Source organism: Paenibacillus sp. BIHB 4019, from assembly GCF_002741035.1.
Classification (GTDB): Bacteria; Bacillota; Bacilli; order Paenibacillales; family Paenibacillaceae; genus Pristimantibacillus.
In genome coordinates this window covers 1,263,038-1,282,112 of sequence record NZ_CP016808.1, presented here as the reverse complement: position 1 = coordinate 1,282,112, position 19,075 = coordinate 1,263,038, and the positions used below count along the sequence as shown (strand labels likewise).

15 protein-coding genes are annotated in these 19,075 nt (G+C 53.8%); 11 read left to right on the top strand and 4 right to left on the bottom strand.

The window, feature by feature from the left end:
* Window positions 1-1,013 precede the first annotated feature (1,013 nt).
* From BBD42_RS05400 to BBD42_RS05350, 11 genes are all read left to right on the top strand, one after another.
* Window positions 1,014-1,826, top strand: a complete 813-nt coding sequence (locus BBD42_RS05400) for an ABC transporter ATP-binding protein (RefSeq protein WP_172455404.1) — start codon at window positions 1,014-1,016, stop codon at window positions 1,824-1,826.
* Window positions 1,789-2,619, top strand: a complete 831-nt coding sequence (locus BBD42_RS05395; RefSeq protein ID WP_172455403.1) for an ABC transporter permease — start codon at window positions 1,789-1,791, stop codon at window positions 2,617-2,619. Before BBD42_RS05400 ends, BBD42_RS05395 begins: the two co-directional genes overlap by 38 nt.
* Window positions 2,619-3,473, top strand: a complete 855-nt coding sequence (locus BBD42_RS05390; RefSeq protein ID WP_099517326.1) for an ABC transporter permease — start codon at window positions 2,619-2,621, stop codon at window positions 3,471-3,473. The genes BBD42_RS05395 and BBD42_RS05390 overlap by 1 nt, the downstream gene beginning before the upstream one ends.
* 167 nt (window positions 3,474-3,640) lie before the next feature.
* Window positions 3,641-4,735: an ABC transporter substrate-binding protein gene (locus BBD42_RS05385; protein WP_099517325.1), complete on the top strand. Its 1,095-nt coding sequence runs from the start codon at window positions 3,641-3,643 to the stop codon at window positions 4,733-4,735.
* 217 nt (window positions 4,736-4,952) lie between these two features.
* Entirely contained in the window at window positions 4,953-6,344 is a 1,392-nt protein-coding gene (locus BBD42_RS05380) for an aspartate aminotransferase family protein (protein WP_099521472.1), read from the top strand.
* Complete coding sequence (locus tag BBD42_RS05375) at window positions 6,325-7,596, top strand: M20 family metallo-hydrolase (protein WP_099517324.1); 1,272 nt, start codon at window positions 6,325-6,327, stop codon at window positions 7,594-7,596. The genes BBD42_RS05380 and BBD42_RS05375 overlap by 20 nt, the downstream gene beginning before the upstream one ends.
* Before the next feature lie 22 nt (window positions 7,597-7,618).
* Complete coding sequence (locus BBD42_RS05370; protein WP_099521471.1) at window positions 7,619-8,500, top strand: nitrilase-related carbon-nitrogen hydrolase; 882 nt, start codon at window positions 7,619-7,621, stop codon at window positions 8,498-8,500.
* A 100-nt stretch (window positions 8,501-8,600) separates the two neighbouring features.
* Window positions 8,601-9,959: an NAD(P)-dependent oxidoreductase gene (locus BBD42_RS05365; protein WP_099517323.1), complete on the top strand. Its 1,359-nt coding sequence runs from the start codon at window positions 8,601-8,603 to the stop codon at window positions 9,957-9,959.
* A 181-nt stretch (window positions 9,960-10,140) separates the two neighbouring features.
* Entirely contained in the window at window positions 10,141-11,445 is a 1,305-nt protein-coding gene (preA, locus tag BBD42_RS05360; RefSeq protein WP_099517322.1) for an NAD-dependent dihydropyrimidine dehydrogenase subunit PreA, read from the top strand.
* Window positions 11,446-11,448: 3 nt separating this feature from the next.
* Window positions 11,449-12,906: a dihydropyrimidinase gene (hydA, locus tag BBD42_RS05355; RefSeq protein ID WP_099517321.1), complete on the top strand. Its 1,458-nt coding sequence runs from the start codon at window positions 11,449-11,451 to the stop codon at window positions 12,904-12,906.
* A 30-nt stretch (window positions 12,907-12,936) separates the two neighbouring features.
* A complete protein-coding gene (locus BBD42_RS05350; protein WP_099517320.1) occupies window positions 12,937-13,200 on the top strand; it encodes a hypothetical protein in 264 nt (87 codons plus the stop codon).
* 21 nt (window positions 13,201-13,221) lie between these two features.
* Here the strand turns inward: BBD42_RS05350 and BBD42_RS05345 are convergent, their stop codons facing one another.
* From BBD42_RS05345 to BBD42_RS05330, 4 genes are all read right to left on the bottom strand, one after another.
* Window positions 13,222-14,844 carry a PucR family transcriptional regulator gene (locus tag BBD42_RS05345; RefSeq protein WP_237163378.1) on the bottom strand — a complete coding sequence of 541 codons (1,623 nt, stop codon included), beginning with the start codon at window positions 14,842-14,844 and terminating at the stop codon, window positions 13,222-13,224.
* A gap of 64 nt (window positions 14,845-14,908) precedes the next feature.
* Window positions 14,909-16,009 carry a GerAB/ArcD/ProY family transporter gene (locus BBD42_RS05340; RefSeq protein ID WP_099517319.1) on the bottom strand — a complete coding sequence of 367 codons (1,101 nt, stop codon included), beginning with the start codon at window positions 16,007-16,009 and terminating at the stop codon, window positions 14,909-14,911.
* Between the two features lie 68 nt (window positions 16,010-16,077).
* Window positions 16,078-17,298 (bottom strand): Ger(x)C family spore germination protein, encoded by a 1,221-nt coding sequence (locus tag BBD42_RS05335; protein WP_099517318.1) that lies wholly within the window; start codon window positions 17,296-17,298, stop codon window positions 16,078-16,080.
* A 74-nt stretch (window positions 17,299-17,372) separates the two neighbouring features.
* Window positions 17,373-18,914 carry a spore germination protein gene (locus BBD42_RS05330; protein ID WP_099517317.1) on the bottom strand — a complete coding sequence of 514 codons (1,542 nt, stop codon included), beginning with the start codon at window positions 18,912-18,914 and terminating at the stop codon, window positions 17,373-17,375.
* Window positions 18,915-19,075 lie beyond the last annotated feature (161 nt).

The following is a 19,075-nucleotide window of genomic DNA, read 5'->3' as shown; positions in this document are numbered from 1 at the left end:
CGCCTGCCGGCCGCATCCTAGGTAACGCTGAACGAGGCTGATTCTCCGGCCTTCGTTAGCAAGGGGGGAGCCGAATTGTTTCTCGCAGGCGGATTGGCATGTTGTGGAAGGAGGATGGCTTGTATGCGACGGGAGATAGCTAGGCGGTTTGGGGAAATTAGTTTATAGCATAGCTTTCATTTCGAAAAAATAGCCGCGCTACCGGCATGGGCTCCTGCTCATGATGGTGGCGCGTTTTTTTTGTGTAATCATGCATTCGAGAAAGAATCGGACTCTAGGGTGTGCATGCAAATTGTAGTCGGCCTACTGAGACCTGCTGCGCCTTGCTTAGCGCTTATTCGTGGCTAATTTCATCTGACAATTCCCGGATAGGGCAGCATGCGGTAGTTGCTGAAAACAGTATTGCTGAGCCGGGGCAGATTGGGACGCGCCCTCCTTTTTGGCGGACTGAGGTTCCGCTATTCGGGCATTTAATCCGATTTCGGGTCGCAAGCGGACAGGAGATCCCTTATTGTCCTTCTAACCCTGTCAAAATGGCAATTAGCTGTGAAATAGCTGCTCCTGAGTCCGCCAGTTGCACCATAACCCGTGATTCTGTTGAAATAGCGGCTTCTGTGTCCGCCACTTGTGGCGTAACCCGCGATTTTGTTAAAAGAACAGCTGCTGTCACCTCCGCTTCGTAACTATCTTTGTGTCCTTGTGCAGGAAGCAATCCCCTGGATCGAAAAGCATGAGGTTGACTTTGGGGATGTAGATTTAGTGACGAGCAGGACAAGAGTAGAAGCTATATCCCATAAATAGCTTATAACCTTAACTATTAACGGTATCAATAGGTAAGGTATTAACACATAAATCCCAACGGCAGCGCGAAGAAATCAGCCATTCACGCAAGGAATGGACATCATGTACAATGGACTATTGTGATTATGTAACACTCTGTCTAATGTAATTAAAACTGAATGTTATATAATATTACACAAAGATAGCGTTGATTGAAGATGAGGAGGAATGGCATGGACACTCCGCTGGAAAATCAACCGGTAGAAATTTGCATCGACGACATATCCATGTATTTTGGCAGTGGAGACCGCAAGGTGGCTGCGCTGCAAAATGTAAGCTTTGACGTCCGCCAGGGCGAATTCGTCTCGCTCCTCGGCCCATCCGGCTGCGGCAAATCGACGCTTCTGCGTCTAATGGCCGATTTGCTGGAGCCTACCTCGGGACAAATTGCGATTGGCAGTCAGCATCCCCGCGAGGCGCGCCTGCGCCGTAAATTCGGTATTGTTTTTCAAAGCGCTACGCTGTTTGAATGGCGCACGGTCAAGGACAATATTGAGCTGCCGATGGAAATAATGGGGTTTAAAAAGTCTGAATATTCCAAAAAAACAATGCATTTACTAGAGCTTGTCGGCCTTTCCAAATTTCAAAACCACTATCCATGGCAGCTCAGTGGAGGCATGCAGCAGCGGGTCGCGATTGCCCGAGCCTTGTCGCTTGATCCTCCCCTGCTGCTGATGGATGAGCCCTTCTCTGCACTGGATGAATTTACGAAGGAGCGGCTGCAGCTTGATTTGCTGGATATTAAAAGACAAACGAATAAAACGGTCGTCTTTGTCACACACAGCATTCCTGAAGCGGTGTATTTATCCGATCGGATCGTCATTTTATCAGCTCATCCGGGCCGTGTTCATTCTATTATCAAGGTTGAGCGGGAGGAAGGAAGCTTCGCGCATAATCGCAGATCGGATAAGTTTCATGCGATGACCGATTTGGTACGGAGCTGCTTCCATGAGGAGAGTGATTCGCTTGACGAGCAAATCGTATAGGCGATGGGGAACCAGTTGGAATGTAGTTCTGTGGACAGCGGGCGTGCTGTTGCTATGGGAAGCATTTGCCTGGCTTATCGCCGATGTATGGCAGCTGCTGGCTCCAGCTTCAAAGCTGCCTTATTTGCACCTAGTCCTGAATGCAGCTGTGCAGTATTGGCCTGTTTTAGCCGAGCAGGGTGCCATTACATTCGGCAATACGCTTCTAGGTTTCACCATTGGCTCTGCGGTCGGCTTCCTTCTCGCGGTGCTGATGAGCTTATCCCGCACGCTTGAGCATACACTGTCGCCGTATATGATCGCCTCACAGATGGTGCCTATTATCGGGCTTGCGCCAATCATTTACGGCATCGTTCATGATCCGGCGTTGTCGCGAACGCTGATGTCGGGCTACGTCACCTTTTTCCCGGTTTCGCTATATACGCTGCGCGGCTTGCAGAGCATTCGCCCGGAGCAGGAGGAACTCATGCGCTCTTATGCGGCCTCAACATGGACGCTTTACATGAAGCTGAAGCTCCAAGCCTCGCTGCCCGGCCTGTTTGCCGGACTTAAGCTGTCTGCGCCGCTTGCTATAACCGCATCAATCATTGTAGAGCTGATGGGAGCGCCAAACGGCATCGGCGTACTAATGATTAGCTCGCTCTATTATGGGAACGCCCAAGTATACATGTTCTGGGCTACGGTGTTAATGAGCATAGCCATTGGTTTGCTGCTGCTAGCGGCTATTAGTATGGCGGAGCGACTTATTACGCCATGGCAGCCAGAGTTCCGCTCGCAAGGGAGGGACGAGTGATGAAGGAGATGGCTGCTGTGCCTGCCAATCAATCTGCGGTACTGTCGCGGGAGAACGCTGCCCGTCGAGTGAAGAAGGGGCGAAGGCGAAGGGGAAGCAAGGCATGGCTGCTGCCGCTGGTGTTCGGGCTGCTTTTTCTGATGGCTTGGCAAACGGGCCTATTCCATAAGCTGTTTCAGCTGGAGTTCTATCAGCTGCCGCTGCCGTCGGCGATTGCCTCGTCCATTCAAGAGAATGCCGATATGTTATGGCGCTATTCGCTGTTTACCGGCATGGAAATCATCATGGGCTGCTTGGTCGGCTCGCTGCTGGGGCTAATCGCCGCTTCCGCTGCGTCTTTTGCTCCGAAAGCTCTAAAGGGCGGCATCGCTATGCTTGCGGCACTGAATGCCGTCCCTATTATTGCCCTTGCTCCCGTAATGAACAACTGGTTTGGAAGCGGAGCAGCTTCCAAAATAGCTATCGTCTCCGTTATGACCATGAGCACGATGGCGGTCGGGGCCTACAAGGGCTTGCGTTCCATTGATCCCATGTATGTGGAGCTGATGCATGTGTATGCAGCAAGCCGCCGCTCCGTATTTATAAAGCTTCGTTTCAAAAATGGTCTGCCGCATTTTTTTACCGCGCTGAAAATCAATATGTCGACGAGCATCATCGGCGCCATTGTCGGCGAGTTTTTTATATCGTCACGGGGGCTGGGCTTTCTGCTTTCCGATCAAATCAAGCTCGGCAATATGCCGCTTGCCTGGTCCTGCATAACGATTGCCGCTGCGCTCGGCATTGTGCTTTTTTACCTTGTGCAGTTTGCAGAGAAGCTTGCTATTCCGTGGCATGTTGCGCAGCGCAATCGGTAGCTCCCTTATACCGAGCCTAGTAGATCCGCCTGCCTGATTGCGGGCTTGCCGACCTTGCCCCGCCACAGCTACAGCCTCAGTCGCAGCCTCAGCTTTAGTCGCAGTTTCAGCAGCTAGGGATGACCCATATAAATAGATACGATTCGATAGGGAGAGGAATGGTCTTCATGATCAAGAGAAACCGAGGAAAAAGCTTGGCAACGATGGCAATGGCATGGCTTTTGCTGCTGGCAGCTTGCGGCGGCAGCGGAGGAGGCAGTATGCCAGCAAGCACGCAGATGCCTACTGGATCGGAAGCAGCGGCGGTGGAGGAGACGGCAGCGGCTGAGGCGCCGCTTACGAAGGTGAAAATTCAGCTGAAATGGGTGCCGCAGGCGCAGTTCGCCGGTATTTTTGTCGCTAAGGAAAAAGGCTTCTATGAGCAGGAAGGGCTTGATGTCGAGATTATTCCCGGCGGGCCGGATGTCGTTATTGAGCAGCAGGTCGTTAATGGGGCGGCGGATATTGGGGTGACGAGCTTTGACAGTCTTTTGGTCAACCGGGATAATGGCTTGCCGCTCGTATCGGTCGCCCAGCTTATTCAGAAAAGTTCCTACCGCTTCGTCGCTGACAAAGCGTCTGGCATCGACGAGCCAGCGAAGATGAAAGGCAAGAAGGTCGGCATGTGGACGGGCAGCCAGCAGTTTCAAGTGCTCGCCTTCATGGAGAAAAATGGCCTTGATCCCAAAAAGGACGTGGAGCTTGTGAAGCAGGGCTTCACGATGGATCAATTTTTCAATAAGCAGCTTGATGTGGCTGTCTCGACGATTTACAACGAATACCATGTTGTGCTCGAAAGTGGCGTGAAGGAAGACGAGCTGTACGTCTATGATTTTGAGGATGCGGGCGTCGGCATGCTGGAGGATACGCTGGTCGTGAAGGAGGAGTGGCTGAAAAAGAACCGGGAAACCGCCGTTAAAGCGATTCGCGCGACGATGAAGGGCTGGAACTACGCCATTGCCAATCAGCCGGAATCGGTTGACATCATTATGAAAGCTGTAACTGAAGGCAGCACGACGAAGGAGCATCAGACGACGATGCTGATGGAAATGGCCAAGCTGGTCAAGCCGGAAGGCTTTACGGAGGCGCAGGTGGGCTCGTTCGTAGACGAGGCTGTACAGCGGACGGTCGATATTTCGCTGAAATATGGGCTGATCAAGAAGGAGCCGGATTTGGCGGTGGCAGTCGATAAGACGATTTTGGCGGATGCGGCGAAGCCGTAAGCCCTAAGCGAAGCGGGATTTTGAGACTGGGAGAAGGCGAGCCTTATTGGAATTAAAGAATCTCTTGGGCTCGTGCATAAATGGCTGTTGCAGGGCATAGACAACATAAACGGCAGATCGAGCACATAGACGGCAATCGGCGGGAAGGATGAAGATGCTGATGGATATCCACGAACCAATGGATGATGAAGCTAAGCATGCGGCTAAGCACGCAGCCATGCAAGCAAGTGAGCTAAAGGAAGCGCTGCTGGAAAAAGATCGCGCGTACTTATGGCATCATATTACACCTCACAATGATCATCCGATGATTGTCGCGTCAGGGGAAGGCAGCTGGATCACGGATGTGGACGGCAATCGCTATTTGGATGGCATGTCAGGGCTATGGTGTGTCAATGTGGGACACGGGCGGAAGGAAATTGCCGAGGCGGCTGCCGCGCAAATGACGACACTGGCCTATTCGCCGCTCATTCAATCCCATGTCCCGGGCATTGAGCTGGCGGCGAAGCTGAATGATTGGCTGGAGGGGGATTATCGGATATTCTTCTCCAATTCCGGCTCTGATGCGAACGAGGTTGCGTTCAAAATTGCCCGCCAAGCATTTCATCAACGGGGAAAAGCGACCAAGCACAAGTTCATTTCTCGCCATCGGGCTTATCACGGCAACTCGATGGGAGCGCTAGGCGCAACGGGGCAGGCGCAGCGCAAGCTGAAATACGAGCCGCTTGGCGTCGGCTTCTCCCACGTGCCGCCGCCCTATTGCTACCGCTGCCCATTCGGCCAGACGAGCGGTGCCTGCGAGCTGCAATGCGCTAAGGCCTATGAGGACGCAATCATCTGGGAAGGGCCAGACTCCGTCGCTGGCATTATCGTTGAGCCTGTCATTACCGGGGGCGGCATGCTCGTGCCGCCGGACAGCTATATGCCGAAGCTGCGAGCCATTTGCGACAAATATGACGTCCTGCTGATTGTTGATGAGGTTATCTGCGGCTTCGGCCGCTCGGGGCGAAAATTTGGGCACCACAATTATGGCGTTAAGCCGGACATCGTCACGATGGCGAAGGGGCTGACGAGCGCCTACTCGCCTTTATCCGCAACGGCTGTATCCGCCGAGCTATATGAAAGCTTTAAGGAAGCAGGGCCGGACAGCCACTTCCGCCATATCAATACGTTTGGCGGCAATCCGGTTTCCTGTGCCGTTGCTCTGAAAAACCTTGAGATTATTCAGCGCGAAGGGTTAGTTGAGCGTTCTGCCCTCATTGGCAGGCGGATGCGCAGCCGCATGAAGCCGCTGCTCCGGCATCCGAATGTCGGAGAAATTCGGAGCTTCGGCTCCGCCATCGGCATCGAGCTGGTCGAGGATAAGGAAACGAAGACGCCTGCCGCTGCTGCATTTGTTGCTGGTGTAATCGCGGCTTGCAAGGCGCGAGGCTTGCTCATTGGCAAAAACGGTGATACCGTCCCGGGCTTTATGAATATTTTGACGCTCAGTCCGCCGCTTTCTTCGACGGATGAAGATATCGCTTTTATCATCGAAACGCTGCTGGCGGTGTTCGGGGCCGCGGGCGGAGCATCGGAGGAGGGGATGCGGCATGAAGCCGCTTCAGGCTAAGGGGAACAAGCATCACATTCAGGCGGAGCGGCTTCAGCAGCGGATTATGGCGCTGGCCGCGATCGGCAAGATTGGTGAAACAGGCGTATGCCGCCTCGCATTATCCCCGGAGGACCGCGCAGGAGTGGAACTCGTAAAGGGCTGGATGGAGGAAGCAGGCATGACAGCGCGAATCGATCCATTCGGCAATTTAATCGGTGTGTATAAGGGACGGGATGAGCAGGCGCCTGTGCTTATGCTGGGCTCACATATTGATTCGCAGCCTTATGGGGGCCGATTCGACGGCGTCATTGGCGTCCTCGGCGCAATTGAAGCGGTGCAGACGATGGCGGAGCGCGACATTAGGCCGGAGATGAATGTAGAGGTCGTCGCCTTTTGCGATGAAGAGGGCTGCCGCTTCAATAAAGGGCTGTTCGGCGCAAGGGGAATGACCGGGAAGCTGGAGGAGGGGGAGCTGGCGCGAGCCGATAAAAACGGCGTAACCCGCAGGGAAGCGCTGCTGCAATTCGGCTGTGATCCAGCACAATATGACAGCTATTCTTTTGAGGCCGGAACAATCGGAGCCTTTCTGGAGCTTCATATCGAGCAGGGCCCCATATTAGAAGCGAAAAATGAACCAATCGGCATCGTCAGCGGCATTTCCGGCCCCGTCTGGTGGACGGTCGAAATGACCGGCTTTGCCGGTCATGCCGGCTCTGTGCCGATGGCGATGCGCCGGGATGCGCTGGTCGGCTGCGCCAAGGTTATAGTCGCGCTGGATGAGCTGGCCCGGCGCGAGCCAGGTGCGCCGACGGTCGGCACCGTCGGATCAGTCGCTGTTTTCCCTGATTCGCGCAACATTATACCGGAGAAGGTCAGCTTTACCGTTGATTTCCGGGACATTGAGCTGGAGCGGAGAAACGGGCTGGAGCGGGAGCTGCGAGCGGTGATCGAGCAGGTCAGCGTGGAGCATGGCCTCGCGTATGCCATACGCGAGGATACGAGCAGCGAGCCGAGATATTGCGCGGACTGGCTGAAGACGATTTTGCACCGCGAGGCTGCGGGCATGGGACTTGCGCCGCCGGAGCTGATGAGCGGGCCATTTCACGATTCGCTCACGATGTCTTACGTGTGCGATTACAGCATGATTTTTGTCCGCTGCGAGGAAGGCATTAGCCATAATCCGCGGGAATATGCCGCGCCGGAGGATATTGCGCTTGGAGCTGAGCTGCTGTACCGCGCGGCTGTGAACATTGCTATGGGGAAGGAGTGAGGCCAAAGTGAGCGAAAACGGGATGAGCAAGGTATCGATTGCATTAATTCAAGCTTCGAACGAATTGCATGGCAGCGAGTCTGTCGAGGCGCATAAGGCGGCTGCAATAGAGAAGCATATCCGCATGATAAGGGAAGCTGCGGCTCAAGGCGCACAAATCGTATCGCTTCAGGAAATTTTTTATGGCCCTTATTTTTGCGCGGAGCAGCAGACGAAATGGTATGCCGCTGCGGAAGAAATTCCGAACGGGCCAACGACACGGCTTTTTCAGGAGCTGGCGAAGGAATGCGGCATCGTCATTATTTTGCCGATTTACGAGCGGGAGGGCATCGCCACTTATTACAACACCGCTGCCGTTATTGATGCGGATGGCGCTTATGTTGGCAAATACCGCAAGCATCATATTCCTCATGTCGCTGCGGGCGGCGGCGGGAGCGGCTTTTGGGAGAAGTTTTATTTTAAACCGGGCAATCTCGGTTATCCCGTCTTTGATACGGCGTACGCCAAGGTTGGCGTGTATATATGCTATGACCGCCATTTCCCGGAAGGGGCGCGGGCACTGGGGCTGAACGGAGCGGAAATCGTGTTTAATCCATCGGCGACGGTTGCGGGAACCTCGGAGTATCTATGGAAGCTGGAGCAGCCTGCCCATGCGGTGGCAAATGGCTATTATGTTGCGGCGATCAACCGTGTGGGTGTAGAGGAGCCTTGGAAGATGGGCGAGTTTTATGGGCAATCGTATTTGGTCAATCCGCGTGGGGCGATTACGGCAATCGGGAGCCGGGATAAGGAGGAAATCGTCATGGGCGTGCTGGATAAAGAGCTGATTCGCGAAGTGCGCGAGGCATGGCAGTTTTACCGCGACCGCCGCCCGGAGACGTATGACAATCTCGTCAGCTTGTGAGTGTAAACAGATAAACGGATAAACAGATAAGCGAATAAGCGAATAGTGGATCATTTTCATCATACAATAGGCGGTTTAAAAAATAGGAGGGGAAGCAGCTATGGGCATCGTCTTTATATCGGAGCAATCGCTCCGGCGCAATTTCGCCGAGGTGAAGGCAGGCATGAAGCCGAAGGAAGCGATCGATGAATCGAATCGCTGTTTGTATTGCTATGATGCACCGTGCATTGCGGCCTGCCCAACAGGTATTAATATCCCTTCTTTTATTAAAAAGATCGCTTCCGGCAATTTGAAAGGCTCCGCCAGAGCGATTATGGATGCCAACCCGGTTGGGGCGACCTGCTCGCGCGTATGTCCAACCGAGGAGCTGTGCGAGGGCGCATGCGTGCTGAATCATTCCTCCACGCCGATTCGCATTGGCGATTTGCAGCGTTATGCTACAGATTGGGCGATTCATAATGAGCAGCAGCTGTTCACGGCCGGCAAGAGCAACGGCAAGCGCGTCGCGATAATCGGCGGCGGTCCAGCCGGGCTGTCGGCAGCGCGGGAGCTGGCGCGGTTCGGCTTTGCCGTGACCGTATTCGAGGCGAAGGAGCAAGCGGGCGGTCTAGATACGTATGGCATCGTCTCCTTCCGGCTGCCGCAGGAGATTTCGCTCTGGGAGGTTGAGCAAGTACGGCAGCTAGGCGTAGACATTCGGACGAATACAAAGGTTGGCGTAGATGTGGGCATGGAGCAGCTGCGCCGCGAATATGATGCCATCGTGCTGGCCATTGGCATGTCGAAGGTACCGTCGCTTGGCATTGAAGGCGAAACGCTGGACGGCGTATTTGATGCCATTGATTTTGTGGAGTCGACGAAAACGGCTGTGCGCACCGACATAGCGGGCAAACGTGTCGCCGTTATCGGCGCAGGCAACACGGCCATTGATGCGGCGACCTGCTCGGTACGACTTGGCGCCATGCAAGTGAAAATGGTCTACCGCCGCAGCGCCGCCGAAATGACGGCATATGCGTTCGAATATGATTTCGCCAAGCAGGATGGCGTTGAATTTCAATGGCTGGCAGCGCCGGCCCGCATTATCGGGAATGCCAAGGGGCAAGTGACGGCACTCGAATGCCTCATGATGGAGCTGGAGGAAACGGAAGAAGGGCGGGCGCGTCCCGTACCGATTCCCGGATCGACGTTCAAGCTGGAAGTGGACGCTGTTATTCTAGCAATTGGACAAACGCGCCATCTGCCATTGATCGAGCAGCTAGGCATCGCGCATAAACGCGGCATTGTAACGGTCGACGAGAGCAGCTATCAAACGTCCGATCCGCAAATTTTTGCCGCTGGGGACGTTATTTTCGGCGAAGGCCAAGGAGAGGCGATGGTCGTCTCGGCCGCCCAGCAGGGCAAGAAGGCAGCTTATGCTATTTATAGGCAGTTGGTTAAGCTGCAGGAGGAGCCGGCATAGGCATAAGGAAAGCAGCGTCAAAATGGGCTGGGTCGGCTCCGCATGGGGCGAAATCCCGTATGTGACTATTGCATGGGAATGACACGGCAGCAGGCTCATCAATTAATGCCAAGCTGCTATAAACGCAGCTGTGCCAATTCGCATCTTATCAAATATCGAAGGCATAAGGAGGGAAACGACAATGGCTGATTTGCGCATTAATCTAGCGGGTATTGCCTCTCCAAATCCTTTCTGGCTGGCATCTGCGCCGCCTACCAATACGGGCTACCAGGTGCAGCGCGCATTCGAGGCGGGCTGGGGCGGCGCAGTGTGGAAGACGCTGGGCGATCCCATTATCAATACGTCCTCTCGCTTTGCTGCCGTACATTTCAACGGGCAGCGGGTTGCGGGCTTCAACAATATTGAGCTGATTACGGATCGCCCGCTGGAGGTCAACTTAAAGGAAATCTATGAGACAAAAAAGAGATTCCCGAATCATGCCGTCATCGCTTCGCTGATGGTGGAGCCAAGCCGGGAGAAATGGCATGAAATCGTCAAAAAGGTCGAGGCGGTCGGCGTTGATGGCCTTGAGCTGAACTTTGGCTGTCCGCATGGCATGGCGGAGCGCGGCATGGGGGCTGCTTCCGGGCAGCAGCCGGATCTGGTCGAAGCGCAGACGATGTGGGCAAAGGAGGCAGCGCAGACGCCGGTTATCGTCAAGCTGACGCCCAATATTACCGATATTACGGCGACGGCAAAGGCGGCGACGCGGGGCGGCGCGGATGCCATTTCCTTAATTAACACGATTAACTCCCTTGCTGGCGTCGATTTGGATTCTTGGCTGACGATTCCGCATGTGGGCGGGAAGGGTGCGCATGGCGGCTATTGCGGCCCTGCCGTGAAGCCAATCGCGCTCAATATGGTCGCAGAATGCGCTCGCAACCCACAGGTGAACATTCCGATTTCAGGTATCGGCGGCATTTCCAATTGGCGCGATGCGGTCGAATTTATGCTTATGGGCGCAACGGGGGTTCAAGTGTGTACGGCAGCGATGCATCATGGCTTCAGCATTGTCGAGGACATGATCGACGGCATGAACAATTACTTGGATGACAAGGGTTTATCGTCGGCGATGGAGCTGATCGGCAAATCGGTGTCCCGTTATTCGGACTGGGGCGATCTCGATTTGAATTACCAAGTCGTAGCCCGCATTCATGAGGAAGAATGTATCGTATGCAACAAATGCCATATCGCCTGCGAGGATACCTCGCATCAATGTATCGAGCGGCATACGGACGAAGGCGGGCGCGCTTTCTTGAAGGTGAGGGAAGAGGATTGCGTCGGCTGCAATTTATGCTCCATCGTTTGCCCAGTCGAAGGGGCAATCTCAATGGTCGAGGTGCCGTCTTCCGAGCTGCCGATGACTTGGAATGAGCGCCAGCAAGCGATCGCGGGCATGGGCGGCAGCGAAGGGAATGCCAAATCAAGTGCGAGAGAGGCGGTGTAGCATATGGAGAAGGCGAAGCTCATTCGAAATGGAACGATTGTAACGGCTGTGGACACGTATCAGGCGGATGTGCTGATTGAGGGGGGCATCATCCAGGCTATCGGGACGGGGCTGGAAGCTGCTGGTGCGGCTATCGGCGCGGAAATCATCGATGCATCTGGAAAATATTTGTTTCCCGGCGGCATTGATCCGCATACGCATCTGGATATGCCGTTCGGCGGTACGGTGACGGCGGATAATTTTGAGACGGGGACGATTGCTGCCGCGTTTGGCGGAACGACGACGATTATTGATTTTTGCCTGACGGATAAAGGCAAGCCGCTGGCGGATTCGATTCAGAGGTGGCACGCGAAATCAGCTGGAAAGTCGGCCATCGACTACGGCTTCCATCTGATGATTGGCGAAATCAACGATGCGGTGCTGGCCGAGCTGCCGGAAATTGTCCACACGGAGGGCATTACGTCGTTCAAGGTGTTTATGGCTTACAAAAATGTTTTCCAAGCTGACGACGGCACGCTCTACCGTACGATGCTGACGGCAAGCGAACTGGGAGCGATGGTTATGGTCCATGCCGAGAACGGCGATGTCATCGACTATCTCGTTGCCAAGGCGTTGGCGGAAGGACATACGGAGCCGATCTATCATGCGCTGACCCGGCCATCCATGCTTGAGGGAGAGGCGACAGGAAGAGCGGCAAAGCTTGCAGGGTTGACGGGAGCAAGGCTGTACGTCGTGCATGTCACCTGCGAGGAGGCGGTAAGAGCGATTGCTGAGGCGAGGGAGCAGGGCTTCGACATCTGGGGCGAAACCTGTCCGCAATATTTGCTGCTCGACCAATCGTATTTGGAGCTGCCGGATTTTGAGGGAGCCAAGTACGTGTGGTCGCCCCCGCTGCGCGAGGCTCGGCATCAAGATGTCTTGTGGAATGCGCTGCGCACGGGCGGGCTGCAAACGATCGGCTCGGACCAATGCTCCTTTAATTTCAGCGGGCAAAAAGAGCTTGGACGCGAAGATTTCAGCAAAATTCCGAATGGCGGGCCGGTCATCGAAGACCGCTTCTCGCTGCTTTATTCCGAAGGCGTGGGGAAAGGGCGATTGACGCTGAACCAGTTTGTCGATCTCGTCTCGACGCGCAGCGCGAAGCTGTTCGGGCTGTTTCCACGCAAGGGCACGATTGCGGTAGGCAGCGATGCCGACATTGTGATTTTCGACCCGACGATCCAGAGGGTTATCTCGGAAGCAGCGCATCATATGAATGTGGACTATAACCCGTTTGAAGGGATAGCTGTAACGGGAGCCCCGGTCAGCGTGCTCTCTCGCGGCGAATTTGTCATTCGCGATCTAGCCTTCGTCGGACGGGCAGGCGCCGGACAATATGTAAAGCGCGCGCCCTACAAACAGCCCGTGCAGGGGGAGCTGCCTGCTGCTTCTTATAAAGCGGTCGGCATAAGCAGCAAATAGACGGTTCAATGATAGCAAGGAGGGATCGAAGTGTCGGAATATCAGCAGGTTTTGGAGGAGAAGGCGAAGCTGGACGGCTATATGGTCCGGCAGTTTAAATTTATCCACATTGAGGAAAATTTGAGCGGAGCGACGGTAACGCTCCAGCATCCGGGCGGAGAAGCCGCAACGGTTCAGCTGCTTACTGCCGAAGCGCGCAAATATTTAACCAATTTGCTGATTAAGCAGCTGGCGCAGTCCCGGGCATCTGCTGCTGCATCCTCTTCCAGCCCAAGTGCTGCGCCATCAGCATAATCCTTGCCATCCGCTGCCCCTTTAGCGGATGGCTCCGCGCGTATATTCATAGGCGTTCACTGCGAGTTCAATGGCGAGCCGCTTATCGGCGTTCATAAAATCTTCGCCCAGCAGCGCAATGATTTTATCCAAGCGATGATACAGCGTCTGCCGGGCGATGAACAGCTCGCGGGCCGTATCCTGCTTGGAGCCGGAGCGGATTAAATAGGTTTTCAGCGTCAGCAGCAGCTGGCCGTGCTTTTCCTTGTCATAGGAGACAAGCGGCTCAATGTATTCGCGGATCAGTTCATCCAGCATCCCGCTTTTTTTCAGCGCGGAAATGATTTTGTACGTATGCAGCTCATCGAAAAAGGGGGCTGGCAGCGGCCCGGCATCCCGCTGTATAGCAAGCGTCTCTTTGGCGGTTGCATAGCTTTCGGCTGCTTGGTCGATTTGCGCGGCAAGCTTGCCAATGCCCCAAAGCCCGGAGAAGAGCGCAGGCTCCTGCTTCATCTCCGTCTTGCGCATCCGCTCAACCGCTTGCAGCAGGCGCTCCTTCCATTTTTGGCGCTCCAGCTGATCCAGCAAAATAAACACGATTTGCCCTTGCAGCAACAGCGGGAGCAAATAAAAGCCGTCTCCCTCAAAAATCGCCCGCGCCACCCGGTAGCGCTGGAGCAGCAGCGATTCAAAATCCGCCTCTTCCATGTGCGAGGCTTCCAGCTGAAACACACATACCGCTACGCTGCCAAGCTTGGCAGACGGTTTAATATGGCGAATATAATCGTTGATTTCGGTTAAGCCATGTTTGCCGGAAAGCCAGTCGCCAAGCCAGAGATCGTCTTGGAAGCGGCGTTTTTCCTCGGCATATTGCGTGCGCATCATTTCCTGGGCTACCGCAGTCGCACAGCGATCCAGCGCAAGAATTTGAAATTCGGTCAGCTCCTGCCGCGCGTGAATGAGCAAATCAGCGAATAGATGGCCAATCGCCACAATGGGCCGATGAGCAAGCTGCTGGCTCAGCAGCGGAGCGGGGAACATTTCATTGTAAATCCACCGCTCGTAAAATTTGTCGGCTTTCGCTTTCGTCATGAAGGGGACAAACTGGGCTTCGGCATTCAAGGGAAAAAAAGCGACCTGTGCACCCGTTGTTTGCTGAAGCAGCTCCAGAAGGGGCCTCAGGCCCTTGCCGGACAGGAGCAGCTGTCCGAGCTGCCTGGATAACGTCTCCAGTTCGGACACCATTTTATGATGCTGATTAATGAAGTGGGCATGAAGATCCTGGGTGATATCAATGTAGCGGACTTGCTCGTGGAAGAGGAGAATGGGGAAATGCTCGCGTTTTGCCTGCTCCAGCATGCGTGCCGGCGGTCTGGAAGTATAAGTGACCAGCTCAATGCACAGCCCAGATGCGCCGGAATCGAGCAATTGCTGCAGAAAAATCAAGCTTCGTTCTTCATCCTCCTGCCAGCCGATGCCTGTCGTCAAAATCAGCTCGCCGCCGCTTAAAAGCTGGCCAGCTTGAATGACCTCCATAATGTGGACCCATCTGACGGTGCGGTTTAAGGCTTCTTCACTTGCGAGCACCTCGGCTTTGTGGAACAGCGGCCGTTGTAAAATATCGCGGATTGTTAGCTGCAGCAGCGATTGTACGATAGTATCCACCCCTTCATGTGAAGATAGTTAACACTATTATACAGGATTATTATTTGAAAGTAGATCCTCGACCCTATTGCGTTCGGCTGGCAGGCTTGGCTTTGCGAAAAAAGCCGAGCAGGAAGGCGATAAAGAGAATGGCTATTTGCACAGGAGTTACGTATTTTACCGTATACTTCAGCCCGATCCACAGATGAACCGTATTGTTTGGTTCGGCAAAGGAGGCGCTGTAAATCAGTACTGCGACGATGATTGCGCATTTGCGGTACGGAATTTTCAGCAGTGAGCTGAGCGCCAGGACAGCGGCCATAAAAAGCAGCGACAGCTTGACGAACAGCCCGATAATAAGCAGAATCGTTACGACTACATCGAGCCGTTCCAGAAAATCGGCAATGCGAATGAGCTGGACGGCTTCAAGAAAAGGCATCATGCTGTAGCCAGAGAGCGCAGGGCCGAGCACGGACATAATGAGCATATTCATGAAAACCAGAAACAGGGAGACGATCGTATAAGCGCTGTAGGTGGTGCGAAGCCTTGAGGCAATCGGCTTTACATATTTCCAGAACATCAGCATCGTTAGCATCTGTGCGAATGGAAACGCGACGATATCCGGCACGGCCGCTTTGAAAATCGGCGCTAGGCCATCGCCCATAATCGGCAGCAGGCGGTGATAGTCCGGCAGTCCGGTCTGAATAAGCAGCGCGATAAGCAGAATATAGCTGAAAAATACGATCGGAAACAGCAGCTCCACCAGCCGAAAAAACACCTCGACTCCTTTCCAAATCGCGTATAAGGACAATAAAATGATGAGCAGCATAATGCTCCATTGCGGCGTTTTGTTCAAAATGGTCATGACGGTCAGTTCGCCAAAATCGCGGACGTTTCGCATCGATTCATAGGCAAATATGAGTGCCTGCGGCACAGCAAGCGTAAAACCCAGCCATTTGCCGAACAGCTGTTTATAGAGCTCTGGCATATCAGCGTCTGGGGACCGAGTTTGAATGCGCAGCAGCATCCAGAGAAAAATCCCGCCAATCGCTGCCCCGAGCGCCATCGCAAGCCATGAATCCTGCTTGGCATCCACGCCGAGCTCGAAGAGGGGTGTGCTGCCGATTTGGAAAAGCAAGATCATGATGGCAAGCTGCCACTTGCCTATTTTGGGTGCCTTCGCCATCGCATTTTCCCCCTCCTTCGAGCGTGTAATAGAATGCAGCGCAGGCTGCGCGTGCAGACATGCCGTCGCTATTTTCTCGTTTTTGATTGCGCCTCTTTGAAGGTATAGTTGCTGAACCCAATGCGGGCAAGCTTGAATTTGACATCCAAATTCAGCACCGTCTCGGGAAATTCCTCATTCCAATCCTTCTGTATTTGTTTCCACTGCTGCGGATATTTCATGCTTATGGCTTTGCCGAAGCCGACGATATCCGTCTTCAGACGGCTAGCCGCCTTCCAGCTCGTTTCCATCCCGTGTTTAATTTCTTCGGCGATTCTTTGCTCCTCCTGCTTTAACAGCCCCGGCTGCTGAAGATCGTTCGGGCAAGTGTATTCAAGGAGTGTCCCATTGGCTTTGACACTTACATTCATGACCCATCTCCCATCGGCCCGCTGCTCCGGCTTCACCTTTGTTGAGGCACCCCCTATAATGACGGAGGAATCCTTTTTGCTTCCCTGGCCTCTGCAATCAAAGCTAATGGTCGTCCGCTTGACCTGATCGGACAGCCACATGACGCCGGCCGCTTCATCCGGTGTGAGCCAACCGGCCAGCTTGTCGCCGGATATAACGCCAAGGTCTCCCAGCTTGATTTTTGCCCGGGTATAGGTGTTCTGCAGAGAGCTTACGGAGCTGAGAGGCTGCTTGGAACCGGAAATTTCCAGCTCAGGAATGCCGGTTGCCTGCGTAGGGCCAAGCAGCTCGAGTAAAATGCGATACATTGTCATATCGGGATAGACGGAGCTGCTTGCAGCTTCGTTTTCGACCAGACGCTGGACAGCCGTGCCGGGAATTTTCTCCACCGGGAGCATCTGCTCAATAAGCTTGCGCGCTTTGCCCTTGGCTATGAACATCGACACGGTTTCGCGAGCATCGGTGTTGCGCATATAAATTTCCATCAGCGGCGAGATTCCCTTCTTTGCGACCGTCTCGCTAATGACAATGATTTGATTATGGGCAAAATAAAGCTTGCGCGACATTTCGCGGCTGGCATCGCCGATGGCTTTGCGAATGCTCTCTGCCTCGGTCGAGAAGACGTTCACCGGAGCATCGCCCGTAGCGGCGCTGTTGCCTTGAGAGGAAATGGCCTGCGGGATGACCATCTGGTAAGATACAATCCATTTCCCTTTTTCCCAGTCTACTGCCGTGGCAGAAATAATGCCGATTTCATTCATTTCAACGCGATTCCAGCAGCCGCCGAGCAGCATGAGGATGAGCAAAGAGCCTGCGCTGCGTGTTAGCAGGCGATACATATTCGGAGTCCTCCTTTCAGCGTACGCCGCCTCTGGTTACCGCGGGCTCTCGTCTAAATTCGAGCAGCTAACCGTCATTCGGCCTTGCTGGTGCGATTAATTTTATTTGCAGCTTCCCGCTTCAACAGAACCTTATGGGGTGCGCGAATGAACGTATCCTTCATGGCCGACCAATTGAAGGGAGCAAGCGGCGTCATATACGGAACGCCAAACGATTCAAGTCCCGCCAAATGGATGAGCATCGCCATAAATCCGGCGACAATGCCCATAAAGCCGAACACGCCAGCGAGCAGCATGAACGTAAAGCGAATGAGCCTAGCGGAAATCGCAATATTGAATTGTGGAATGACAAAGCTGGATATGGCGGTAAAGGACACGACCATGACCATGCCGGCGGATACGATTCCGGCATCTACGGCGGCTTGTCCTAAGACGAGTGCGCCTACGATGGAGATGGCAGGACCAATAGCCCTGGGCATCCGTACGCCTGCTTCCCGCAATACTTCAAAGGTCATCTCCATAATTAGCGCCTCGACCAGCCCCGGAAACGGAATGCCCTCCCGCTGGGCAGCAAGCGTGATGAGCAGTGTAGTTGGCAGCATTTCCTGATGGAAGGTTGTCACGGCAATATATAGGGCTGGCAGCAGCATGGAAATGAGAAAAGATACGAAACGAATCAGCCGCAGGAAGGTAGCGATATCAAAGCGGTGGTAATAGTCCTCCGGTGTCTGGAAAAATTGAAACAGCGTGACCGGCGCAAGCAGCACGAATGGCGTGCCATCCACAACAATCGCAATTTGTCCCTCCAATATGCCTCCGGCAACCGCATCTGGGCGCTCGGTGTTCATCAGCGTTGGGAAGGGCGTATATGTTTTTTCCTGAATGAGTGCTTCGATATAGCCGCTCTCCAGAATGCCGCTGACTTCAATGGCCTCAAGGCGGTCGCGAACGGTCTTTACAGCCTCGGCTGAGGCGACGCCGTTCAAATAAAGCATCGCAATTTGCGTACGTGTTTGGCTGCCAACAACCATGGACTCGATATGCAAATCCGGCGACTTAATGATTTGGCGCATCAGATTAATATTTGTACTTAAGATTTCATTGAAGCTTTGCTGTGGCCCGCGCAGCACGGTTTGGGTAGTCGGCTCACTGACCGTTCTGCCTTCTTTGCTGCTGACATTAATCATCAGCCCGCTGTTTGCTTCTTGGACAAGCAGGAGACAATAGCCATTCAGCAGCATATCGATCGCTTCTTCTATGGAATCGGTACAATAAGTCGAGCCGACCTGTATAATTTGTTCCTTAATCAAATGAATTAAAGCGTTGCTGCGCTCCTCCGCTTGTTGATCTTCCTCCATTAAGGGGCGCAGGACCGATTCATTTAACGTCGTCTCATTGACCATTTCGCTCAAATAAACGAGCGACATCGTAATCTCAGGAGCCAAGTCGCTTGCAAAAGGCTTAATTTCGAGATCAGAGCTATGACCGAGCAGTTTAGTAAAGGTATCTATATTGGATTTGAGCGAAGCGCTGAACGGTTCTTCCTTATGCTTCTTCCGGGGAGAGCCGCCCTTTGGCTGATTCAAGCCACCTGATTTTGTATGGTTGAAAAACATGCCAGTGCACCCTCCTTAAATAGGATAGGAGTGCGGCTAGGTAGGGGATCGCACTAGCCGCCAAAGCTCTCCAAGTCATAATTTGGCTAAATGTCCATCCTTTTATGTATGAATGGGAATGTGGGTAATAGATAATAAAAGCAATTGGAAGGAGTATGACG